The organism is Methylomonas montana, from assembly GCF_030490285.1.
Classification (GTDB): domain Bacteria; phylum Pseudomonadota; class Gammaproteobacteria; order Methylococcales; family Methylomonadaceae; genus Methylomonas; species Methylomonas montana.
In genome coordinates this window covers 2602279-2625640 of sequence record NZ_CP129884.1, presented here as the reverse complement: position 1 = coordinate 2625640, position 23362 = coordinate 2602279, and the positions used below count along the sequence as shown (strand labels likewise).

Annotated in this window: 19 protein-coding genes; all 19 read left to right on the top strand. The window is 54.5% G+C overall.

All coding sequences use genetic code 11. The features are described 5' to 3' along the window. Nucleotides 1–60: 60 nt before the first annotated feature. The 19 genes from QZJ86_RS12120 (at nucleotide 61) to QZJ86_RS12030 (ending at nucleotide 23362) form a co-directional block, all read left to right on the top strand. The gene (locus QZJ86_RS12120; RefSeq protein WP_301670676.1) at nucleotides 61–213 is read left to right on the top strand and encodes a hypothetical protein; all 153 of its coding nucleotides are present in this window, start codon (nucleotides 61–63) and stop codon (nucleotides 211–213) included. Beyond that, a complete protein-coding gene (locus tag QZJ86_RS12115; protein ID WP_301670675.1) occupies nucleotides 213–1898 on the top strand; it encodes a portal protein in 1686 nt (561 codons plus the stop codon). Before QZJ86_RS12120 ends, QZJ86_RS12115 begins: the two co-directional genes overlap by 1 nt. 8 nt (nucleotides 1899–1906) lie before the next feature. After that, on the top strand, nucleotides 1907–2203 hold the full coding sequence (gp10, locus tag QZJ86_RS12110; RefSeq protein WP_301670674.1) for a capsid staple protein: 297 nt from the start codon (nucleotides 1907–1909) through the stop codon (nucleotides 2201–2203). Continuing rightward, on the top strand, nucleotides 2200–2511 hold the full coding sequence (locus tag QZJ86_RS12105) for a Bbp19 family protein (RefSeq protein ID WP_301670673.1): 312 nt from the start codon (nucleotides 2200–2202) through the stop codon (nucleotides 2509–2511). The genes gp10 and QZJ86_RS12105 overlap by 4 nt, the downstream gene beginning before the upstream one ends. A 44-nt stretch (nucleotides 2512–2555) precedes the next feature. Beyond that, the gene (locus tag QZJ86_RS12100) at nucleotides 2556–3290 is read left to right on the top strand and encodes a hypothetical protein (RefSeq protein ID WP_301670672.1); all 735 of its coding nucleotides are present in this window, start codon (nucleotides 2556–2558) and stop codon (nucleotides 3288–3290) included. A gap of 104 nt (nucleotides 3291–3394) precedes the next feature. Then, on the top strand, nucleotides 3395–4579 hold the full coding sequence (locus QZJ86_RS12095) for a major capsid protein (RefSeq protein WP_301670671.1): 1185 nt from the start codon (nucleotides 3395–3397) through the stop codon (nucleotides 4577–4579). 9 nt (nucleotides 4580–4588) lie between these two features. Further along, on the top strand, nucleotides 4589–5059 hold the full coding sequence (locus QZJ86_RS12090; protein WP_301670670.1) for a Bbp16 family capsid cement protein: 471 nt from the start codon (nucleotides 4589–4591) through the stop codon (nucleotides 5057–5059). 9 nt (nucleotides 5060–5068) lie between these two features. Beyond that, entirely contained in the window at nucleotides 5069–5314 is a 246-nt protein-coding gene (locus QZJ86_RS12085) for a hypothetical protein (RefSeq protein WP_301670669.1), read from the top strand. 71 nt (nucleotides 5315–5385) lie between these two features. Continuing rightward, nucleotides 5386–5619 carry a hypothetical protein gene (locus QZJ86_RS12080; RefSeq protein WP_301670668.1) on the top strand — a complete coding sequence of 78 codons (234 nt, stop codon included), beginning with the start codon at nucleotides 5386–5388 and terminating at the stop codon, nucleotides 5617–5619. An 8-nt stretch (nucleotides 5620–5627) separates the two neighbouring features. After that, entirely contained in the window at nucleotides 5628–7472 is a 1845-nt protein-coding gene (locus tag QZJ86_RS12075; protein WP_301670667.1) for a hypothetical protein, read from the top strand. A gap of 12 nt (nucleotides 7473–7484) precedes the next feature. Beyond that, on the top strand, nucleotides 7485–7661 hold the full coding sequence (locus QZJ86_RS12070; RefSeq protein ID WP_301670666.1) for a hypothetical protein: 177 nt from the start codon (nucleotides 7485–7487) through the stop codon (nucleotides 7659–7661). Next, nucleotides 7661–8272, top strand: a complete 612-nt coding sequence (locus tag QZJ86_RS12065) for a hypothetical protein (RefSeq protein WP_301670665.1) — start codon at nucleotides 7661–7663, stop codon at nucleotides 8270–8272. The genes QZJ86_RS12070 and QZJ86_RS12065 overlap by 1 nt, the downstream gene beginning before the upstream one ends. Continuing rightward, nucleotides 8265–11843, top strand: coding sequence for a hypothetical protein (locus tag QZJ86_RS12060; RefSeq protein WP_301670664.1), 3579 nt, complete (start codon nucleotides 8265–8267; stop codon nucleotides 11841–11843). The genes QZJ86_RS12065 and QZJ86_RS12060 overlap by 8 nt, the downstream gene beginning before the upstream one ends. Beyond that, nucleotides 11836–12327, top strand: a complete 492-nt coding sequence (locus QZJ86_RS12055) for a hypothetical protein (RefSeq protein WP_301670663.1) — start codon at nucleotides 11836–11838, stop codon at nucleotides 12325–12327. The genes QZJ86_RS12060 and QZJ86_RS12055 overlap by 8 nt, the downstream gene beginning before the upstream one ends. Then, nucleotides 12324–12911: an aspartyl/asparaginyl beta-hydroxylase domain-containing protein gene (locus QZJ86_RS12050; protein WP_301670662.1), complete on the top strand. Its 588-nt coding sequence runs from the start codon at nucleotides 12324–12326 to the stop codon at nucleotides 12909–12911. Before QZJ86_RS12055 ends, QZJ86_RS12050 begins: the two co-directional genes overlap by 4 nt. After that, nucleotides 12908–13234: a cupin domain-containing protein gene (locus QZJ86_RS12045; RefSeq protein ID WP_301670661.1), complete on the top strand. Its 327-nt coding sequence runs from the start codon at nucleotides 12908–12910 to the stop codon at nucleotides 13232–13234. The genes QZJ86_RS12050 and QZJ86_RS12045 overlap by 4 nt, the downstream gene beginning before the upstream one ends. Before the next feature lie 2 nt (nucleotides 13235–13236). After that, nucleotides 13237–13749, top strand: a complete 513-nt coding sequence (locus QZJ86_RS12040) for a virion core protein, T7 gp14 family (RefSeq protein WP_301670659.1) — start codon at nucleotides 13237–13239, stop codon at nucleotides 13747–13749. A gap of 5 nt (nucleotides 13750–13754) precedes the next feature. Beyond that, nucleotides 13755–15905, top strand: coding sequence for a transglycosylase SLT domain-containing protein (locus QZJ86_RS12035; RefSeq protein WP_301670658.1), 2151 nt, complete (start codon nucleotides 13755–13757; stop codon nucleotides 15903–15905). Then, complete coding sequence (locus QZJ86_RS12030) at nucleotides 15902–23362, top strand: JAB domain-containing protein (protein ID WP_301670657.1); 7461 nt, start codon at nucleotides 15902–15904, stop codon at nucleotides 23360–23362. The genes QZJ86_RS12035 and QZJ86_RS12030 overlap by 4 nt, the downstream gene beginning before the upstream one ends.

Genomic DNA, 23362 nt, shown 5'->3' with positions numbered 1-23362 from the left:
CTTATGTGTTCAGGTGGAAGTAGTCCTTCGGCGCCACCCCCGCCACCACCCCCGCCGCAAATGGCATCAACGCCTAGTGCGGCTGCCGCCATTAGACCGGTTACTGCCGCCGTCAGTGCGCAACAGTATAGCTCGACCATTCTGACCAGCGGCTTAGGCGACACCAAGGGTCTGGATGACAAACTCGGCAAGAAAACCCTATTAGGGCAGTAATGGCACAAGACCTCAAACTAATCCAGGATCTGAATAAGCGCATAGGCTTATTGAAGACTGAGCGTTCGACCTGGTGGATGCAGTGGAAAGACTTGTCGCAATTCATCTTGCCCTATAACGGTCGGTTCTTTAATTCGGATCGCGATCGGGGCTGGAAGCGGTTTAACTCGATCTACGATAACTCAGCCACGCGGGCGAATCGGATTTTAGCCGCCGGCATGATGAGCGGCGCATCGTCACCTTCTCGGCCCTGGTTCAAGCTGTCATTGCACGATAAAGACTTGATGCGCTTCCATCCGGTCAAGGATTGGCTAGCCACCGTCACCGACTTGATTGCCCAGGCGCTGGTGAACTCCAACACCTATCGCGTGCTGCCGATGCTGTATGGCGAAATGGGGGTGTTCGGTACCGCCTCTGCGCTGATCGCTGACGATTATAAGAACGTCATCCATCTGCATCCGTTTACGGTCGGTGAATATTGCATCGAAACCGATTGGAAAGGCGACGTCGTCACCATTTACCGCGAGTTCGACAAAACCGTCGGCGCCATTGTCAGCGAGTTTGGCTATAGCAATTGCAGCAAGACACTGCAAAACCAATTCGATCGCGGCCAGCTCGATATTTGGTACACCGTTAGACATGCTGTCGAACCCCGCTCGGATCGGGACCATACCAAGATAGACGGCAAGAACATGGCCTGGCGATCAGTGTATTGGGAAATGAGCAATGCCGATGGACACATGCTGCGGGAATCCGGCTATAAAAGCTTTCCGTGCGTGTGCCCACGTTGGCAAGTGATGGGCGGCGACATTTACGGCAACAGTCCAGGCATGGAAACGCTGGGCGACGTGAAGCAATTGCAGGCCCAACAGTTCCGGAAGTCACAGGCGATCGATTATCAAGCGAACCCGCCGCTGCAGGTGCCTAGCGACATGAAAAACCGGGAAATGGAGATTTTCCCGGGCGGTATCAGTTATTACGACGCCGCTACACCGCAGCAAGGTATCCGCACGGCATTCGAAGTCAATCTGAACTTGCAGACCTTGCTAGAGGATTTGCAGGACATTCGCGGCCGGATCAATAACACCTTCTTTGTCGATATCTTTCTGGCGATTACCGATCAATCGAAAGATATGACCGCTTATGAAGTGGCCGCCCGGAAAACCGAACAGATGTTGATGCTGGGCCCGGTCGTGGAGCGGGTCACTAACGAACTGTTGACGCCGTTATTGGAAACCACGTTCGAACGCATGCTGGCCGGCGGTCTATTGCCGCCGCCGCCCGAAGAGTTATCGGGCCACAACCTCAATATCGAGTACATATCGGTACTGGCCCAAGCCCAAAAGGCCGTGGCGATCAATTCGATCAGCCAGTTTGTCAGCGAGCTGGGACAGATAGCCACGATCAAACCGGACGTCTTGGATAAGTTCGATGCCGATAAGTGGGCCGACATTGCCGCCGACATGCTGGGCATTCCACCCGATCTGTTAGTGACCGATAGGAATCTGGCGTTGATTCGTCAACAAAAAGCGCAACAGGCGCAACAAGCGCAAATGGCGGCCATGCTGGAACAGGGCGCCAATATCATGAACAAAGCCGGCAGCACGCCCACACAACCCGGCTCGGCCGGGGGCGACATGTTGCAGGCCCTGCAAGCACAGGCTGCGTCCAGAGGAGGGCGATGATGGTCAGTATGAAAACGACCGATTCCGGCGTTGAGGCGATCAGTGATAACCCATACGGTTATGGACTATCGATCTACCTTAACGATGACCAATGCGAAGCGCTGGGGATCAAACAGCCGTTACGCGCTGGTACCCAGGTCAAGATTACCGCGTTGGCGTTTGTCCAGTCTGCGACTGAATCTGTTGAGGATGACGGCGACGACACCGGCAATGACATCAGCTTGAGCTTGCAGATTACCGATATGGAGCTATCCGGGACCAGTAACGCCGCCGAGCATGCGGGCAAACTCTATGGTGATGCATGAATACCATTGAAGAACAGCAAATCATCAAGGCGGCCAGGGAGGCCGAGCATCGGCGCCAGGCCATTCTGGATAAAACGGATTTCAAAGCGATCATCGATACTGCCGAAGGCCGCCGCTTTATCCGTCGGGTACTGGCGGAATGCGGCGTGCATAAGCTGAGCTACAACTTTACCGATACTGGCTCGAATACCGCTTTTAAGGAAGGCAAGCGCTCGATTGGCTTGTGGCTGCAAAGTCTGTTTGTCGACTGTCCGGACCAATACATTCAATTATTGAAAGAGGAATCTCAGGTCAGAGCCAGTGACTGAGCCCTATTCAACTATCACTGTTTCCACGGTTAGAGGTAAATCACATGGCATTTAGCATTTTAAAAAACAAACTCACCGCACGCGGCTATTGGTCTGCGGCCCCTGGTAGTGAAGGCGGAGCCGGTAGCGGGGGCGGTGCAGCTGAACCCGCTGCTGGCAGCAGCCCAGCCGATGCGGGCGCCACCTTATTAGGCGGCGGTCAGCCAGGTGCGGCCGATCCGGCGCCACAACCCACTGATCAAGCCCCAGTCGATGGCGCAACAGCCGATGGCGATGCAGGCAAGACCGCCGATACCACTGATACCACCGAACCGCTAACCGAATACGCCGACTTTAGCTTTCCGGACGGCTTCGAGGCTGACCCGGTCATGATGGATGCGTTCAAGGCGATGGCCTTGGAAGCCAAACTCAGCCAGGAACAAGCTCAGCATTTTGCCTCCATGGGGGCACAGCTACAGCAAAAAATGCTGAGCGAACATTTTTCTGCCATTGAACAGCAGAAAGCTGACTGGGAAGCAGAGGCCCGAGCGGATAAAGAATACGGCGGCGCGAAATTCGACGAAAACCTGACTTATGCCGCTAGAGCCAGGGACGCTTTCGTGACACCAGCGCTGAGGGAGCAATTGGACAAAACGGGCCTTGGCAATCATCCGGATTTGATTCGGGTGTTTGTTCGGGCCGGCAAATTGATTTCGGAAGATTCACTGGTGTCTGGCGGACAACGCCCATCGTCGCAGACCAAGTCGGCCGCTTCCACGCTTTACCCCAACCAGCAGTAATGAGTTAGCGCTTAGGGCTTGGACGGCATCGGTTCGGCTTAGGAATCACGCCGATGCGCCAAGCCTTAATCCCTAAGCCATTATTGTAATTTTCGGAGAATAGAATGAAGAATCGGTTGTTTCGATGCTTTTCGTGGACGGTATTGACTGCCGTTCTGTTCGTTTTGGCGGGCTGCTTAAGCGCGACTGCCCAGGCGGATGTTTTTCACCACGCCTTTAGCGCCCTATCGGTCGATAACAATTGGCTATATGGCGCCGCGTTTGGTACTACGGCGTTATCCAGCAATGCCAAGACGCTAGCCGACTGGGCCAAAATGCAAGACCCGGACGGCAAGGTTGCGGTGGTTGCCAACTTGCTTTCCCAAACCAATGAAATCCTCGAAGACGCGTTGTTCGTGGAAGGCAATTTGCCGACCGGTCACCGGGTCTCGGTGGCGACCGGTTTGCCGTCCGTGTATTGGCGGTCGTATAACAAAGGGGTGCCATCCAGCAAAGCCACCACGTCGCAAGTAGACGAAGCGATCGGCATGTTGGAAGCCTACGCGGTAGTCGATAAGGACTTGGCATTGCTCAACGGCAATACCGCGGCTTTCCGGCTCCAGGAAGACTCGCTGTTCCTGGAAGCAATGAACCAAACCCAGGCGCAAACCCTGTTCTACGGCAATCCGGCCAACGATGCCCGCCAGTTTATGGGCTTGGCGCCGCGTTATTCCAACCTGAGCACGGCCGGCAACAAGCAAAACATTATGAGTGGCGCCGGCAGCAGCTCAACCTTGACCTCGATCTGGTTGGTGGTGTGGGGCGAAAATACTGTGTTTTGCCCATTCCCCAAAGGCTCGCAAGCCGGTCTGCTCCACGAAGACCAAGGCGAGCTGACCGTCTATGACGACAACCAAAACCGCTACCAAGCATTCCAAACGCACTATCAATGGAAAAACGGTCTGTGCGTGAAAGACTGGCGCTATGTGGTGCGGATCGCCAACATTGAAACCAATCCCGCCACCGCCGGCGGCTTGGGTAGCTCATCCGGCACACAGCCCGATATCTTGGCGCTGATGTCGCGCGCACTGGATCGCATCCCCAATCTGGGCGCGGGCAAACCTTGCTTTTACATGAACAGGACGCTGTACAGCTACTTGCGCCTGCAAGCGTTGAGCAAATCCAACTATGCCTTGGCGATTGAAAAGGCCTTGAGCCAATTCGGTACGCCGCAAAGCTGGACCACCTTCATGGGGGTGCCACTGCGCAAAGTCGACGCCATCACCAACACCGAATCAACCGTTTCCTAAGGAGGCAACATGCAAGATGCAAAATTATTGCTGTCTGGCGCCATTTCCGGCGTGAACAACGCCATCACCGGCCAGACAGTCACCGGCACCGGCGCGACGGTTTATTCGACGTATTCGATCGATAAGTTAGCGGCACAGGATATTGGTGAAGGCAACCCGCTTTACCTCAAACTGGCGGTGCAAACAGCCGCATCCGGCGGTACCAGTCTGCAAGTGGAGCCTATCGATTCCACGGTAGCGGATGTGGGTGCCGGCACAGTCACCTCTCTGGGTAGCTTGACGATTCCGGTGGCTAGCTTGGTGGCGGGTGCCGTCTTTTATATTCCGATTGATCCCGCGATTGGCAGCATCGGCGGGCGTTACCTGGGCGTGCGTTACACCACTGTGGGCGCCGTCGCGGCCGGTGCCTATATTGCCGAGATTACCAATCAGATCAGCGACCCGACCAAGTTTTATCCGTCGGGCTTTTCAGTGAAATAAGGGGACTTTATGGCATCCGAAAAATACAGAGTACTGGAAACGTCTTATATCCATGATCGCCTGGTACAGCCAGGCGACGAAGTGGATTGGGATGAAAAAGTTCACGGCACCGCCGGTCCCAATCTGGAACCGGTCAACCCCAAAAAGAAACGGCCGGCCGCTGTGAAAACAGAAGAGCCGAGCAAACCAGAAGAGCCAGGCGGCGATGATAGCCACGACAATGGCGATATCGCCAATGCCGACGCCGTCGACTGAAACGCACCATCGCCGGCCAAGCGATCATGATCGCCACGCCGGCGTTTTTTTACTCTCTCTGCGAAACAGTGATGATCAATAGAGACGAAATGAGGGTGTTGCTTGAAGAGTTTTTTGAAGAGAGCGCCAGAATCAACGCAGTGGAACACAGCGAACACCATGCCTGGATTCAAGAGCGAATCGAGGCCGAAAAGGCCCGGAAAGAAATGTGTTGGGAAATAACGAAAGCGGTCGCGCAATGGTCGGTGCTGGGCATTGCCGGCGCCTTGTGGTTTTGGATTAAAAACGGCCACTGGCCGCAGTAAGGGGATTAATGATGTCGAAAGTAGGTCAACCGCCGGCGGGGATTTATTCGGATGATGGGAAGCGATTGGAGGGTTTGTTGCACCCGAATGGTGATGTATATGATGTTATCAATAGTACGCCAATTCGCAAACGACTGGTGACCGTCGGCCTTGGAAATTCCATAGCATCGGCGAATAAAATGGCATCAGGTGATTCACCCGCCCTTAGATACCAAAATGAAAAGTTTTTAACATCGGCGTTGTTAGATGGAGGGTTAGACTTTCCAGAGACAGGGGCATACGGACATATTCTCGAAACTACATCTTGGATGGACTCTCAAGGATGGCATGGGCATGGTGGTCGAACATCCAGTCAGATTTTGTCCGAGATGGAGGTAGAATTTTTCGCTAAATTGAAAAAATCAGGCATTTCACCCGACTTAATATGGATTCATTCGCTGTTCGAAAATGATTACGATGCTGCGAATAATTTATCAATCGCCACATCATTGCTAAATCTGGACTTGATCATAGCCAGTTGCCAAGCCATCTGGCCCGAAGCGGTCATTCTGATCGCCAAGCATCGCCCTACTGCATCAACAGGGATTACCGGCGCGAATAGGGCCAAGATTCCAGTTCTCAATTTGGCACTAGATGCCTATGACGATGGCGACAAGGTGCTGGTATATGATCCCGGTGCTGAATACGCAAGCTCATCCGATCCGACTTACCCGCGCTTTATCACTGCTGTCGGGTCAATCTCAGACACAACCCTCACAATCGAGTCAACTACAGGAATTATCAATCGAGCGGATGGAGTTTGTTTGGCTCCAGGTCTAGGCGGCGCGACCTATGTTACTAACATAGGCACCAGCCAGGGCGGAGTAGGTACTTACACCATCGCTAACGGCAATGCATTATCGGCTCCATCTGGCTCTACGATTTACATTTATGCGGACGTTGATACCCAAGTCCACCCATCTGCAAAAGCCAATATGCTGACCGCCAAAGCGGCTGCTGATAAAATCGCGCAACGATTTGGTAGTCATTTTTCCCATGACAATCTTGTGGTATCAAACAACCTTAATCTCATTGGATCGGCGGCAGCATCAGGAACAGATATTGTGGCAGGCTCAACGTTACCGACCGGGGTGACGGCTGGCACCCGGGAGTTTTCCAGCGCCTCGATCACCTATACCGCGCTAGGAAAAGGCTTTAAGGTCAAGATTGAAAATCCAGTTGTGTCTAGCTCCACCCCACAACATTCAGGCGCACTAACGCTAAATAATGGCGCTAACGGCATTAATCTATCGTCGTTGGGATTTGCAGCTGCCGATGCGTTTGAGTTATTTGTAAAACTCAAGGTCATCCAAGGAGGGGAATGGATTCACAGATTTTCAATAACATCTAGGACATATAGGGCAGCCCAGGATGCTGCTGTTGAGTTAACGCTGTATTCATCAGGCCAGTCTGGCTATAACCGCCTCGCTCCTAAAGACGGGCAGGTATTGAATCTAACGTCCCCCGTCGTGCGCTGCGTCGGGCATGGTGCTGATTACATTACCGCGTTAGGTTCTTACTTGAACATTTTTTTGGCTCCAGAGACGCCAGTCAATGCCATCGTTGAAGTCGAGGTAATGCAGCAAGGCTTCCAGCTCATACGTGATGACAGCGAGGTGGCTACACTGGTGGGCGGCACCGTCACCGTCGCGGACGCGAGAATCAAACAAACCTCAAAAGTCAGGGTTTTCCGTCGGAATGGTGCCGGCACGGTTGGCAATGTTGCCGAGTCGGCCAGGGTAGCAGGTACGTCAATCACTATATCGTCCAGCAATGCCGCAGACACATCGGCGGTTGGCTACGCGATTGAATAGGTGGAGATCAAAATGACCACAAAACTAGGCATCAACTGGCAAGAGCGCGAAACCAAGCTGTGCGCGTTTGTGTTGGCAGGGATGGCGCTATCTGTACTGGCGCCTAATCATGCGCAAAATATTCAGCAAGCAGTCGGTTGGGGCGCTGGGTTTCTGGGGCTGTTGACCCACACATCGGGTAGTCGCTGATGGCTACAGCAATCGATATTTGCAACCTGTCCCTGGCTAAACTCGGCGACGAAGCCAGGGTGACCAGCATCGCGCCGCCCGATACCTCCATGCAGGCTCAGTATTGCGCCCTGTTTTACAGTCAATCCCTGAATGTGATGCTGGATAAACATGCATGGGCGTTTGCGACCGTCACGGTTACCCTAACGGCATTGACCACCAACCCAAACCCATTCTGGGCCTATGCCTATTCGCTGCCCACCGATTTCTTTGGCGTGAATGACGTTAGGTCGTCCGGCTATATCGAGGAAACGCAAACGCCGCCCACACAGAATTATGCGCTGGAGGGTTCGACGCTGTATAGCAACATAGCCGACGCCGTGTTGGTGTACACCTCTAGCCTGGCGACCGATCCTGCCAAGTTTCCGCCGCTCTTTATCGAAGCGCTCAGCACGCTGTTAGCCTCTTATCTCGCCGGCCCGATCCTAAAAGGCGACGTGGGTGTCGCTGCCCAAAGGAGCATGATGCAAGCCTTCATCACGACAGCGCTGCCGGAAGCAATCACCTCCGATTGCCAATACCGCAAGGTTCGCCCTCAATATACCCCATCAGGAATCGCCGCCCGTGCCTAGTGTTCGTACCATCCGTACCTCGTTCGTGGGTGGCGAGGTATCGCCTGAGATGTATGGCCGCCTGGATCTCGCCAAAGAGCAATCCGGCCTCAAGCTGTGCAAAAACTTTCAAGTGTTGCCGCATGGCCCAATTCAAAACCGGCCTGGATTGCGCTATGTGAACGCCGTCAAAAATGCCACGGTTAAAACCAGGTTGATCCCGTTTTCGTTCAGCAATAGCCAAACCTTTGCGATCGAGCTTGGCGCCGGTTATTTTCGGTTTCATACGCTGGGCGCCACCCTAATGAATGGTGGCGTGCCGTATGAGATTGGCAATACCTATGCCGCTGCCGACCTGATGGATATTCATTATGTGCAGTCCGGCGACATTATTACGCTGACTCACCCGAGCTATCCGCCGCTGGAGTTGCGCCGCTACGCCAATTTGAATTGGACCTTAACCGGCATTACGTTTCAGTCAAAACTGGCATCACCCTCCGGCGCCAGTGCGACGGCCACTTATCCGACAGCAGGCACCCCCCAGTCCTTTCAATACATCATTACCGCTTTGGATAGTTACGGCCTGGAAGAGTCGATGCCTTCCACCGCGACGGCGGCGATCACCAATGATTTGACCATCACCGGCAACTACAACACGATCACCTGGACCGGTGTATCGGGTGCCTCTAGGTATAACGTCTACAAATCCACCAATGGCGCGTACGGCTACATTGGGCAAACCGTCAATGCCAGCTTTGAAGACAAAAACATTCTGGCTGATTTAACCCAGACGCCGCCGCTGACCGATACCGTATTCACCTCTGCCGGCAATTATCCGGCAGCAGTCGGTTATTACGAACAGCGTCGCTTCTTTGGTGGCAGCAACAACCAACCGCAAAATCTCTGGGGCACGCAGTCCGGTACCGAAAGCAACATGAATTACAGCGTACCCTCCAAGGAGAATGACGCGCTGCGAGTCAGGATTGCCGCACAACGGGCCAATTACATCAGGCATATCGTGTCGCTGCTGGACATGATCGTGATGACGGCCTCCACGGAATGGCGGGTATTTTCCGCATCCGGCAACGCCTTAGCGCCCACCACCATCACCATCAAAGCCCAGTCCCAGAACGGCGCATCCAACGTGCAGCCAGTGGCGGTCAATAACACGGTGGTGTATGCGCAGTCGCAAGGTGGCCATGTGCGCGAGTTGGCATACCAGTGGCAGGCCAGCGGTTATCAAAGTAACGATTTATGCTTGCTGGCGACGCATTTGTTCAACGGCTTTAACATTGTCGACATGGCCTTTAGCCGGTCGCCTTATCCCATTGTCTGGGTGGTCAATGACCAGGGCAAATTACTGGGCCTGACTTACCTACCCGATCAGCAGGTAGCCGCCTGGCACCAACACACCACCGACGGCTTTTTCGAGTCGATTTGCACGGTAACGGAAGGCAATTATGACGTGCTCTATGCGGTGGTGCGCCGGACGATCAACGGCGTCACCACCCGCTACATCGAAATGCTGGATAACCGGCAGTTTGCCAAGCTGGAAGACGCCTTTTTTGTGGACTGCGGCCTCAGCACCTTCAACCCCATCAATTACCTGACCGGGCTGGAGGGCAACCAGGCGACGCGGATGATCCAGAATTACACCAAAAGCCCGGTGCAAAAAGGGACGATGCAGATTCGCTTCGACGGCGGCAATTACAACGCCGCCTATACCGGCACAGTGGCGGGGACGGTCAGCGGTATCGATCAGGCATCATTGTATCGGGTGGATGTTTTTTCGACGACAGACATCGATTACGCGCAAGGCTCATCCGCCATCAGCTATAGCGGTGGCTGGTCGGTGGCGGGCGTACACACGGGCGCTAAAACCGCCAGGCTGGTCAGGATCGCGGACGGCGCCATTATTGCCGAGATATTTTTCGGCAATGGTTTAGCCAGGTCTTACGAAGTGCCACCAAACGATCCCGTTTACCCGGTCCTGAAAGACCGCTGTTTCCTTTATGACCAGGCGCTGGCGATTGTCATGGCGGTGTGCAATCGTAGCGGGGTGGCGAATAGCAACTTACCCGGGTATTTGATGGATGGCTTGAAAGTCGCCCTTGATGCCTCTATGGCGGCCTCTGCGACTTACATTCTAGGCCCGCAACCCGTCGTGTTTTCCGTGAATTACAAAAGCGGCAATCCGCCTGATATTTATGTGCGAAACGGCGCCACGGCTTGGGTGCTCTACGCCATGGCATTTTATGCCGCCAATATGGCCGATGGTTTGCGCACCTGGATCCCGTCGTACATTGATCAGGTTGCGGCACAGCTGCTGCAATACAAAGCCGTCACTTATGTACCGACGACGACAACGCCCATTAACCCATTGCAGGCTGGCGCCATTATGGGCGGCATCGGCAAGTATTCGCTGCCCGATTACCTGACATTCACCAATACACCCGTCACTTGGTGCAGCACCGAGCACAATATCGACTCGTATTTTGCGCTGGCCCTGGCCGGCGCCGTGCGCGGCAATGCCACCTACACGGCGGCGGCACAAGCGATCGGCACAGCCTTGGTCACCAATTTTTGGGACGCCGCCAACGGCCGCTTTTACCAAGGCATTGGCGCATCCGGCGTGGATACCTCAGATGCACTCGACTGTCATTCTTGGGGCTCGCTGTTTTTGCGGGCGTTTGCGGCCGCCAATGGCGGCAATGCCACCTATCTTGCCATGGCCGCGTCGGCCTATGCCGGCGTCGATGCCTATGCCACCTATGATGCGGCGACCGGGGTGGCCGGGTATCGGCCGTATTTGCCCTCCAGAGGCTACCCCAACACCACCGCTGGTGTCTGGGGAGAAGGCACGCTGGGAGTCATATTAGCCAGGGTCGCCGCCGGTGATACTGCCCGAGCGGTCGCCGACTACAATCAATTATTAGCGATTGCCGGCCCTAATGGCTTGCCGTACAGCACGATCCGAGATTACGTTTACGAACTGTCCGACTGGCCCAGTGTCGCGTCGACCTCATGGTTGATCATTGCCGCGCATCCCGATGGGTTCTGGGGCGTCACGACCAATATCGACACCACGATTATCGCGCAGTCCAGCGCGGTGATGAATCAACCCATGACCACCATCGCGGGCTTGAGCTTCCTGGAAGGTAAAACCGTATCTATTTTGGCGGACGGCATTGTGCATCGGCCGTTAAAAGTGGCCTCTGGCACCATCACGCTGGACTTCCCGGCATCAAAGGTCACCGTCGGCCTGCCCATCGATGCAAAAGTGGAGACGCTACCCATTGCCTTGGCTGGCGATGCGGCATTAGGTCAGGGGCGCATCAAGAACGTCAATCAAGTCTGGGCGCGCTGTGTGGATTTTGTGGGCGCATCGATCGGCCCGACTGATCAGGATTTGGTGCCGATATCGCCTTTGCAATACGAAACAGACAGCATCACCCCGAAATTAGCCAACGGCGAATTCCGAATCAAGATCATGCCGAAATTTAATCCGGAGGGCGGCGTCGTGCTGAGCGAGCCTAATCCATTACCCATCACCGTCGTCGACATCACAACAGAGGTAGCCATCGGTGGCTAAGACAGAAGACAGCGGGGTTATGCCCCTGATTTATACCCTGAGTTTTCCCAGCGATGAGGATATTTGCGACTTGGCCGCGCACCTTCGCCAATCCGATATCGATGAACTGGTCGCCATCGGCGACGACACGCCAGAGGAAGTGATTATCAAATCCATGCAGGCGTCCGATCCCGCCTTAACCCGCGCAGCTCATGTGGATGGCCGGTTGGCCTGCATCTTTGGCTGCTCACCCAGAGCCGAGCATATCGCGGCACCCTGGCTGTTGTGTACCGATGTCGTGAGCAATTACAACAAAACCCTGACGCGTGACACCAAACAGGTGGTGAGAGGCATGCTGGAAAAATACCCGGTGCTGACCAACGTGGTCGACGTGCGCAATACCCGGACCATTCAGTGGCTGGAAGTGCTGGGCTTTAAGATGATGGAAATCGTGGAATACAAGCCAGGGTTTCCGCTGTTTCGATTTGAGATGAGGGCGGCATGAAAAATATGTTTTTATTGGACCAGAACGTCGATGTTTCGCAACTGGCATTTGAGCTGCACACTCATCCAGAACTGTGGAATGCCGATAGAGAACGCACTAGCTTTTCAGCATCGCCACACCGCGACTGTGACGATATCTGGGTGAGGTATAACGACAAGACGCCCTATGTTGAAAAGGGTGATTTTTCAGGCTTTAACGACCTTCATTTCCCCGTCTGGTATCCAGCCTATTATCAATTGCCATCCTTGAACGCTTTGATTTGGATGTTGATGGGCGCTGTTCGAGGCGAGCACTTGGGTGGCATTCTGATTTCCAGGGTTAAGCCTGGTCAAAAAATCCATCCGCATATCGATCGAAGTTGGCATGTGGATTTTTACGATAAGTTCAACGTGTGCGTGAAAGGGGCGCCTGGTTCAGCGTTTATCTGGACCGATGACCGTGAAACGATGCCAGGCAGAACGGGCGATATCTACCACTTCACCAATTCGACGACGCACGAAGTGGTCAATGAATCAGACCAGGATTTTATCTTGCTGGCCATCTGCATCCGAACCCACCAATTCAAGGACAGATACAAACGATGAATTTAGCGAATTTTTTGGGCATACAGCACTACTTCCCTACCGACGGCAATCAGGTTTATATCCGCCAAATGTCGGCCCCAGCCGGCTATGTGATTGACACTCATCAGCATGCTTATGAACATTACAGCATCCTGGCCAGTGGCACCGTGCGAGTAGAGATCGACGGCGAGACGACAGAATACACAGGGCCTAAAGTGATCGCGATCAAGGCCAACACCGTTCACAAAATTACCTCAATCACTGATTTCACCTGGTTTTGTATCCATCACACCGACGTAGATGATGAAGACAAGATCGACGACGTTTTGATAAAAAAGGAGTAATCATGCCATTTGCCTTTGTAGCCGCTGCCGCCGCCGTGATTGGCGCCGGCCTTTCCGCTTATTCGGCCTCCGAGCAAGCATCTGCTCAGAAAAAAGCCGCCAATTATCAGGCGCAAGTGGAAGCCAACAACGCCAAAATCGCCGGTTATCAGCGTAGCGCCGCCTTGCAACAGGGGGAGGAACAAGCCCAGCAGTCCATGATGGAGCAGTCGCAGCTGCGGGCTAAGCAGATTGCGTCCATGGCGGCGAATGGCGTCGATCTTAACTCGGGGTCGGCCACCGATATTTTGGCCACCACCGACTTTCTCGGGAAGCAGGATGTTAACGCTATCCAGAACAATGCCGCTCGCAAGGCTTGGGGATACCAAGTGGAGTCTGGCAACTATGACGCGCAATCCAATTTGAGCAAGTGGAAAGCCGATAATACCAACCCCGCCAAAATAGGCGCCATCACCGGCGCTTCGTCGTTACTGTCATCGGCCTCCACGTATGCGGGCGCAAAGGCAGGTAGATAATGGTCATGCGAGTTCCTGAGTATAACCGGCAGGTTGGCCCTGGCGAATTGCCTGGCGTGCGGCAAAACATTCAGACTGACGCCAGTAATTTTTTGGGCGGTACCGAACAGGTTTTTTTGAAACAGTCGGCGGCGGCGGTTCAAGACATGGGTCGTGCCGCTATGACGTTGCTATTGCGCGAAGAGCAGGAAGCCAACCGCACCCGTGTGCAAGACGCCCTGAACCAGTTCGAAACGCGCCGGCAGGATAGGCTGTTTGGACAGAATGGTGCGCTCAATGTGCGCGGTGCCGACGTGTTTACCCAGCAAAACAGCATCCCATTGACAGACAATGTCGTCACCGACCTGGATCATGCTTTTGGCGAAATCGCTGACACCTTGGGGAATGATGAACAAAAGCGCTTATTCGCCCAACACGCTCAAACGGCTATCGCGCACACGCGCGGCCAGCTGCTACAGCATGAAGCCGAACAATATCGGGTCTATCAGCGTGGCGTTGGACTGGCGACGATCGACACCAGCCAGAAAACCATCGGCCTAAACTACAACAACCCGGAGTTGGTGCGTCAGTCATTGGATGCCATCCACACCGCCAGCGTGGATCTTGGAAAGCTGGAAGGCTTTGGTGAGGAATATGGCGCGTCTCAGGCACAAAAGCACAAGTCCGATGCGCTAAACGGGGCGATTCAATCTGCCTTGGCACAAAACGACCATGCCAGCGCGACCAAAATCCTGCACGATTTCGCGCCGGATATGGACACCAACGACATGTTAAAGGCATACCAGACCATCACCAAGGAACAAGACGCCCGCGCGTCGTTTGGGATGGCTCAAAATGTGATGTCTGCCATTTACCCTCGCATGCAAACCTCTGATGGTGATCGAGCGTTGAATATTTTATTCAAGGCTGAATCGGGCGGTAATCATTTTGTGCCTGGCACGCAAACCCCGGTTACCAGCCCAAAAGGCGCGGTCGGCATTGCTCAAGTGATGCCAGCCACCGGGCCGGAAGCGGCGAAACTGGCCGGGCTGGCATGGGACGAAAATCGTTTTAAGATCGATCCGGAATACAACAAAGCGTTGGGCGCGGCTTATTTCAATCAGCAATTGAAAACTTTTCGCGGCGATTTGGGCATGGCCTATGCCGCTTATAACGCTGGCCCAGGCGCCACTAAAGAGGCGATCGACCAGGCCAGCAAAGAAGGCGGCAATTGGCTGTCGTACTTGCCGAAAGAAACCCAAGCCTACGTGACCAATAACATGAACGCCTACGCTGCCGGAGAAGGCCAGTATCAACGGCCCACATTGGCCGATGCTCATGCGACTGCTCTGGAACACATCGGTCCCAATGCCTCACCTGATCTGCGTAAACAAGTACTGGCCGAAGTGACCAACCAGTACGAAGAGCAAACCAAGGCCATCAAGCAACGTGAAGAGGAAAGCACGGCGGAAGCCATGCGCCAGTTGCTGCAAAACGGCGGCAAATATTCCGCGCTGCCGGTCCAAGTTCGCGCGGCCATCCCGCCTAAGGAAGTCGACAACCTAATGAATTTCGGTCAGAAAATCGCGAAAGGCGAGGACACTAGCAGCTTATGGTTATACAACAAACTCACCAATCATCCCGAAGAGCTTTCCAAATTAAGCGATGATGAGTTTTACGGGCTGCGCGCAGATTTATCCGAATCAGATTTTAAGCATTTCGCTAATGAACGCCAGAAGGCAAAAGGCAATACAGCCAGTAACGGGCCAGGCGAGCTCAACAGTACCGCCATTAAAACCGAGCTGGATAATAGATTGCGAATGCTGGGCACCGACCCAAGCCCATCAGACACGCTACAAAAGGATTTGGCGAACCGTGTCGGCGGCATTCGACAGTTTGTAAATAATTATTTTATGGCGGCGCAAATGGAAGCCGGCAAGAAATTTACAGATACCGAAGTAGCTCAACATCTGGATGCGTTGTTTGCGAAAAACTATGCCTTTAAGGGATTCTGGAGCAATTCATCAGGCACGCTATTGAATATGAAAGCCAGCGATTTGCCAGGCGAAATACAGACCGGCATCAAGGCCGCATTCAAGCGCCAGGGCATCAATGATCCGACCGATGCACAAATCTTAAATGCTTATTGGTCTACACAAACCACGGTTAAAAAATGAATCAGGAAGAGATTGATTTCGATGCAGCGGTCGCTGCTAGCTTACAACCCAATAAAGCGACTTCTGCCCGTTTAGGTGTGATGGTTGCCGCTGACACTAACCCGGACGCCTACGCCGAGGCGAAGCAGATTGCGGCTAGAACAGGTGTGCCCGTGGATACCGTCTTTAATCAGCCGAACGAGATGAAGCGCCAGGATAAAATGGGTAGCATCGACTTTGACACGCTGGCGAAAGTGACACCGGCTACCGCCGCGTTATTATCGGATATTGAAAAGGCAAAAATTGCCCATGATGACATCGACAACCTAAGCGCCTTTGAGCAGGTGTTAGGCTTTTGGAAGAACAATAACCAGGCGTTGGCGTCCGGGGTTTACGGATTTTCGGAAGGGGTAGCGGGGCAGGCCGAAGCCGGCGCCGAGTTGCTGAGTAAATATGTGACGGGCCCCATAGCCGATGCCGGCATATTGCCAGTGGATATTGGCGCCCCGGTTGCCCAGGCTTTCCGAAATATTCGCCAAAGCCAACGCGACTGGCGAGAATATTTAATGCCGAAATCGGATGGAAATCTTGAGGCGGGTTGGCATGCCGGTTTGCAATCGTTGACGCAAAACGCTTTGACGCTACCGCTGGCTTTGATCACCGACAATCCCAATCTGGCGCTGACCACTATGGCGGCCAACACCGGCGGCCAATCCTATGGCAAGGCGAGAGATAAGGGTATCGAACCTGCACAGGCGGCCGTCTATGGCGCCGCCGATGCCGCGATCGAGTACGCTACCGAGCAAACCGGCATGAATCTGTTGTTTAAGGATTTGAAAGTCGGCTCGTCGCTGATGAAAACCCTGACTAACCAGATCTTGCCGGAAATGGTCGGCGAACAAGCGGCGACCGTATTGCAGGATTTTAACGAGTGGTCGGTATTGAATCCGGACGCGACCTTAAAAGACTATACCGATGCCAGGCCCGATGCCGCGATCCAAACGGCCATTGCCACTATCGTCGGCCAGGGAGGCATGGTGTCGCTTGCCAAAACAGCCCAAGCGCTGGCCGGCCGCAATCAGCAACAGGCCGACCGAGCCGAGCAGCAGGCCGCCACCGTTGAGCACATCAATCAGCTCGCAGCGGCCAGCAAAGTGATGCAGCGCGATCCGGAGGCGATGAAAAGTTTCATCGATGAGGCGCTGGCCGACAGTCCGGCGGAGAATATCTACATCGATGCCAAGAGCTTTGCCCAATCCGGCATTGCCGAACAGGTGGCCAGCGTGTTGCCCGATATCGCCCGACAGTTGCCGACCGCTTTAGCGACCGGCGGCGAGATCAAGATTCCGATGAGCGATTACGTGAGCAAGATCGCCGCGACGCAGTACGCCCAGCCCCTGGTCGACCATATCCGCATCGAGGGCGAAGAGTTCAGCCGCGCCGGCGCCAAGCAGTATATGGATAACCACGCCGAGGAACTACAAGCCGAAGTCGCGCGGGCTTTGAGCCACAAGCAGGCCGATGACAGTTTTCAGGCATCAATGTTGGCCGTGAAGGACACCATCAAACAGCAGTTGGCTGGCATTTCACGGTTTACCGATAAAGTGAACGACCACGACGCGACGCTGATTTCCCAGTTTTATGCGGTGCAGGCCAACAAGTTCGGCATGATGCCGGAAGAACTTTTTCAGCGTTATCCGCTGCAAGTGAAAGCAAGCGGAATAAGCGGTGCTGTTTTAGATCAAGCCGCCAAGCAATTCGAGGGATCGTTGTCCCAGATGTCTGAACATATCAAAGGCCATCCAGACGATACGGCATTAGTCTCGAGGCTGGGCATTGTGGAAGACGGCGGCAAAGTGATCGATGCGACTGGGTTAGACATATCAGGTGCCAGAGTATTGGCTTATGGTAGCGACGTAAAGTCGGACATGCGCGACCATCCTGATACGACGGCCCAGGATTGGGATGATGCCTTTTCGTTACTGGGTAATCATGATTTAGCGGGACGCAGCATCGAGCAACGCGGAGCCCAGGGCGAGCGCATTACGCTGGTTCGTAATCTGGAAGACGGTAAAGCATTGGGCGCGGTGTTCGAGTTGCTGAACAGCGGTAGACACGGCAAACGCTTGGTGTTAAAAGGGTTATTCAGGGACGATGCCAAGAAAATGGCGACGTGGTTTAAATCTAACACACGAGAAAAAGCGGAATCTGGCTTCATGCCCGCGGGTGGGGACTCCCGCCTTCCCAATAACCTCTCCGAGGTCAAGGCAGACCCCCCAGATTCCAGCGATAGTTTAGATCAAAATCCGCTGTATTATCAACGAGCAAAACGCGATGACTACACACTTGATCTATTTGACCTACCGGCCGAAACCGGAACGACTGGAGCCACCGCCGCCGCAGCCGGAGGCGGATTATCGCGCGACGACACCCCAGAAGGCGCCTACGGTACCCGCACCCAAATTGTCCAAGAAAATACCCGAGAATTGGGCACTGATAGCGTCAACTCCCCCGAACAAGCCGCCCAAGCCTTAGCTTACTTATCTAAAAGCGCGGTCGAACGCTTTGACGCGCTGGTGACAGACCAGGCCGGAAAACCGTTGGCCATTGTCGGCGCGTTTAAAGGCGCGATTGGTGAAGCCTCAGTTTATACCGCCACCGTCGCCGGCGAGGCGTTTCGCATCAATGGCGCCGCCAATATCTGGTTTGCGCATAACCATCCCAGCGGCATCAACGCATTCAGCGACGCCGACCGGAAAATGAACAAAAAGCTGACCGACGTGTTTAGGGGCAGCGAGATCGCGCCGCGCGGCTTTTTTGCCATTGCCGGTAAGGAAGGCGATGGCCGGCAATGGGTGTATCAATCCGAAGATGGTGGCGACGATGTCAAAGGCGTGACAAGCAAGCCAGCCGCCGGCGTCTCGGTACCGGTGGTCGAGCGCATTTACAGCCAGGAAGATAAGATCGGCTCGGCAATCAATGCGCCTGATCAGGCCAAGACTAGCGCCAGGGCGTTATCGAACGGCGAATCCGGCGTAATGCTGATGGACAACCAGAACACGCCGGTGGCATTCATTCCGCTGAAATCCGCCGAGTCGGAAACCTTGCGCACCGATGGCCGCATGGATGCCTTGCACCGTGGCTTATCGATGGCGAACGCCGCCGCCGCGATTATTGTCAACCAGGGCGACATGACCAGCAACGCGGTAATGAATCTGGCCGGCTTCTTCAACAGCAATCAGGTGCGCGTGCTAGACGTGCTGGACAAGAATGGCGAAACCTTCGATTCACGCGCCGACGTGGGCTTATCGTTTAGCCGTGACACCTTCAATCAGGGTACTGATAGCCACAGAGGCGCGTTTAATCCCGCCACCCGTACCATCACGCTCCTGGACAAAGCGGATTTGTCTACCTTCTTGCATGAATCCGGTCATTTCTTTTTAGAGATGCAGTTCGACCTGGCGGCCAATCTACGCAAGGAAGATGACCTGGTCGGCACCACGGCGGCGCAAAAGCAACTGATGGACGATACCGACGCCTTGTTGCATTGGTTTGGGCTGGAGTCGATCGAGGAATGGTACAACCTGGACTTCGAGCAGAAGCGCAGCTATCACGAGCAGTTTGCCGAGGGCTTTGAAAAATACCTGTTTGAAGGCAATGCCCCCAGCCTGCAATTGGCCCGCATCTTTGCCAGCTTTCGGCAGTGGATGAAAAAAGTGTATGAGCACGTCCGCGACCATTTTAAAGACATCGAGCTGACCGACGAAGTGCGCCAGGTGTTCGACCGGATGCTGGCGACTGATGCCGAAATCAAACTGGCCCAACAAGCGCGATCGATGATGCCGTTATTTGCCGACCAGGCGAAGTCTGGCATGACGCCCGAAGAGTATGCCGACTATCAAGCCGCCGGGCAGGAAGCCACCAGCATAGCGATGGAACAATTGGCATTGAAAGGCTTGCGGGATATGCAGTGGCTGCAAAATGCCCGCAACCGGGAGCTGAAAAAACTACAGCGACAACATGATGAATTGCGGCGAGAGGTTAGGGCGGAAGTGCGGATAGCCGTTTTGAAACAGCCAGTTTATCGAGCCTGGAAGTTTTTAACCGGCAAGATCACCACCGACGATAAGCTGGCCACCGATAAAAAGCCTGGTTCAGATCCTGGTAAAGTCGATGGTACACAAGATTCGTTATTTACCGCTATCGCGAAACTCGGGGGCTTGGATAGGCAACAATTGGAAAGCGAGTGGAACTGGGATCAACCTGGCCGTTCGCCGGTACCGGTTTTCGGCAAGCCTTTGGTACGCAAGGAAGGGGGCTTGTCGATCGAGGCGATGGCGGAAAAGCTGCTCGATGAAGGCTATCTGACAACTGATTCCAACGGTAAATACGATTTGCGTGAGTTTGAGGATAAATTCGACGCGGAATTACGCGGCCAGGCGCAGTATTCGCTGGGCTTTGGTGCCGACCTGTTCGCCGAAGAAGGCAAGGCCGGCGAACAGGTCATTAACCCATCCGGCTTGAATGCCGGCCGTATCGAGTATGCATCGCTGAAAGCGCTGTTCGATATTCCAGATGCGGTGGTGAATCGCCTGGTCGATCTGAAAATGACCGCTAAGGATGGGTTGCATCCGGACATTGTCGCGGAGCTGTTCGGCTTTTCGTCCGGCGACGAGCTGGTCAAGAAACTGGCCGATGCACCGACGCCCAAAGACGAGATCGAGCGCCTGACCGATGAACGCATGCTGCAAAACTACGGCGATTTATCGACACCTGACGCGATCCAGCGCGCAGCGGATATGGCGATTCATAACGAGGTGCGAGCGCGGTTTATCACGACCGAAGCTAATGCGCTAGCCAAGGCTACGGGCTCCTTGCGGCTATTGGGCAGCGCGGCCAAGGAATTTGCCGAAAGCATGGTGTCTCGGGTCAAGGTGCGCGATATTTCGCCGTCGCAATTTGCCCGAGCGGAAGTGCGGGCCGCCAAAGCCGCCGCCGCTGCCGAGAAGGCCGGCAAGCTGGATATTGCCGCAGCCGAAAAGCGCAACCAGATCATCAATGTGCAAGCCACCCGCGCCGCCTATCAGGCGCAAGACGATGTCGAGGCCGGTTTGCGCTATTTCCGGAAACTGGAAACCGACAATAACAAGATCGATCCGGAATACAAAGACCAGATTTATCGGGAGCTGGAGCGCTTTGACTTGCGCAAGATGACCAACAAGGTATTGGATAAACGCAAATCGTTGTCGCAGTGGGCGGAATCCCAAAAAGAACAGGGTTATGAGCCTGATATTCCGCTGGAGCTGCTGAATGAGGCCAGCAAGATTTCCTATAAGGACATGACGGTCGAAGAGTTTCGCGGCCTGGTAGATACCATCAAGCAAATCGAGCACTTGGGGCGATTGAAAAACACGCTATTGACCGCCAAGAAAAACCGCAACTTCGAGGAAGTGAAACAGGAAATTGCTGGCAGCATCATCGAGCATGCTGGTACCCGCATTGCTGATACCCGCACGCCGACCACTAACAGCGGCCGCCTACTGCAAGGGATTAAAAACTTTTACGCCTCGCATGTGAAAGCAGCTACTTGGGCGCGGATTTTGGATGGTGGGCAGGATGGCGGCTCGGTGTGGGAATATTTCATCCGGAGCGCGAACGAGCGTAGCGAATACGAAACCACCCGCCGCGCTGACGCTACCGAGAAACTGACCGCCATCCTGGAACCGATATTCAAGATGGGCAAGATGGGCGGCAAGGGCATGTATTTCCCCAGCATCAATCGTGCGTTAAATCGAGAAATGCGCCTGGCCATGGCATTGAATACCGGCAACGATGGCAACCTGCAGCGCCTGTTGGGCGGTGAAGGCTGGACCATCGAGCAAATTACACCGGTGCTGCAAACCTTGACGGCCGAAGAGTGGCAGGCCGTACAACGCATCTGGGACTATTTCGATACGTATCGGCCAGAGATCGGCGCCAAGGAGCGTCGGGTTTACGGCAAGGAACCGAACTGGGTAGAACCCAAGCCGGTCATCGTGCAAACCAAAACCGCCGCCGGCGAGCCTGTCGAGTTGCGCTTGACGGGCGGTTATTACCCGATCAAATACGATCCGCTTGCCAGTCAGCGGGCCGAACAACATGCCGATGCCGAAGAAGCCAAGCGACAGATGCAAGGCGCTTACAGCTCGGCCACGACCCGCCGCAGTTTTACCAAGAATCGGGAAGAAGCTATTTTAGGCCGGCCCTTACTGTATTCGCTATCTGGCGTGTATGCGGGCATCAATGAAGTGATTCACGATTTAGCCTGGCACGAATGGCTGATTGATATGAATAAGCTGATGAAATCGAGATCCATCGACCAGGCGATTCGCGGCCATTACGGCCCGGAAGCGGTGAGACAGTTTAAAAGCTGGGAGCAGGATATTGCTGGCGGCGATCAGGCGGCGACCAATGCCGGCGAGATTGCCCTTGGTAAATTGCGCCAAGGCATTAGCGCCGCGGGACTGGGTTTTAATGCCATGTCGGCTGCCATGCAGGTGCTGGGGTTTACTCAATCGATTGTCCGGGTAGGGGCGCCGTGGATGGGGCGCGGCATTTCCCAGTTTATCGGCGATCCGAAGGGATCATTGCGCGAAGTGACCGACAAGTCGGAATTTATGCGTAATCGTTCCCGTACTCGCTTCCGGGAACTGAACGAACTGCGCAACCGGGTGCAGGATGAGACGTCCACCGAAGCCGCCATTCGATCCGGTACGTTTTTCTTGATGATGAAAGCTCAGCAGCTGGTCGACGTGCCGACCTGGCTGGGTGCCTATGAGAAGGCGATTGCCGATCTGAACGAAGAGGACAGGGCGATTGCCTTGGCTGACCAGGCGGTAATCGATGCGCAGGGCGGCGGACAGACAAAAGACCTGTCGGCAATCGAGCGCGGCGGACCGGCGCAAAAACTGTTTACCGTTTTTTACAGCTTTATGAATACTGCCTTTAACCTGGGCGTGGCGCAAACCATGACCGAGAAGAAAAGGGCCAAGTTGGCGGCGGATTATCTAATGCTGTATTCGGTGCCGCCGGTATTGGGGTTTTTCTTGAAAGAGGCGCTAACACCGGGCGGCGGCGATGATGACTGGGAGGAATTAAGCAAAAAACTATTGGCTCAGCAAATCGATTACCTGATGGGCTTGATGGTGGTTGTGCGGGAATTTTCCGACGCTGTTAAAACCGTGACCGGCGCTAATGATATGGGCCGGGAATATCAAGGTCCGGCCGGACTACGATTAATTGCCGATAGCATCAAGCTGGCCGGCCAGGCGCATCAAGGCGAATTCGATGAAGCTTTCCGGAAGGCCGCCATCAATGTGATTGGCGACATCAGCGGCTTGCCTTCCGCCCAGGTGAATCGCACCATCACCGGCGCGGAAGCATTGAACGAGGGCAGAACAGAAAACCCGGCGGCGCTGGTGTTTGGGTTTAGGAGGTAG

Excerpts from the sequence above, each read along its gene's own strand:
- QZJ86_RS12065 (WP_301670665.1), top strand. The coding sequence starts at position 7,661 with ATGGCTACAGCAATCGATATTTGCAACCTGTCCCTGGCTAAACTCGGC.
- QZJ86_RS12035 (WP_301670658.1), top strand. The coding sequence starts at position 13,755 with ATGCGAGTTCCTGAGTATAACCGGCAGGTTGGCCCTGGCGAATTGCCT.
- gp10 (WP_301670674.1), top strand. The coding sequence starts at position 1,907 with ATGAAAACGACCGATTCCGGCGTTGAGGCGATCAGTGATAACCCATAC.
- QZJ86_RS12080 (WP_301670668.1), top strand. The coding sequence starts at position 5,386 with ATGATCAATAGAGACGAAATGAGGGTGTTGCTTGAAGAGTTTTTTGAA.
- QZJ86_RS12120 (WP_301670676.1), top strand. The coding sequence starts at position 61 with ATGGCATCAACGCCTAGTGCGGCTGCCGCCATTAGACCGGTTACTGCC.
- QZJ86_RS12090 (WP_301670670.1), top strand. The coding sequence starts at position 4,589 with ATGCAAGATGCAAAATTATTGCTGTCTGGCGCCATTTCCGGCGTGAAC.
- QZJ86_RS12050 (WP_301670662.1), top strand. The coding sequence starts at position 12,324 with ATGAAAAATATGTTTTTATTGGACCAGAACGTCGATGTTTCGCAACTG.
- QZJ86_RS12095 (WP_301670671.1), top strand. The coding sequence starts at position 3,395 with ATGAAGAATCGGTTGTTTCGATGCTTTTCGTGGACGGTATTGACTGCC.
- QZJ86_RS12030 (WP_301670657.1), top strand. The coding sequence starts at position 15,902 with ATGAATCAGGAAGAGATTGATTTCGATGCAGCGGTCGCTGCTAGCTTA.
- QZJ86_RS12085 (WP_301670669.1), top strand. The coding sequence starts at position 5,069 with ATGGCATCCGAAAAATACAGAGTACTGGAAACGTCTTATATCCATGAT.
- QZJ86_RS12100 (WP_301670672.1), top strand. The coding sequence starts at position 2,556 with ATGGCATTTAGCATTTTAAAAAACAAACTCACCGCACGCGGCTATTGG.
- QZJ86_RS12075 (WP_301670667.1), top strand. The coding sequence starts at position 5,628 with ATGATGTCGAAAGTAGGTCAACCGCCGGCGGGGATTTATTCGGATGAT.
- QZJ86_RS12040 (WP_301670659.1), top strand. The coding sequence starts at position 13,237 with ATGCCATTTGCCTTTGTAGCCGCTGCCGCCGCCGTGATTGGCGCCGGC.
- QZJ86_RS12045 (WP_301670661.1), top strand. The coding sequence starts at position 12,908 with ATGAATTTAGCGAATTTTTTGGGCATACAGCACTACTTCCCTACCGAC.
- QZJ86_RS12115 (WP_301670675.1), top strand. The coding sequence starts at position 213 with ATGGCACAAGACCTCAAACTAATCCAGGATCTGAATAAGCGCATAGGC.
- QZJ86_RS12070 (WP_301670666.1), top strand. The coding sequence starts at position 7,485 with ATGACCACAAAACTAGGCATCAACTGGCAAGAGCGCGAAACCAAGCTG.
- QZJ86_RS12105 (WP_301670673.1), top strand. The coding sequence starts at position 2,200 with ATGAATACCATTGAAGAACAGCAAATCATCAAGGCGGCCAGGGAGGCC.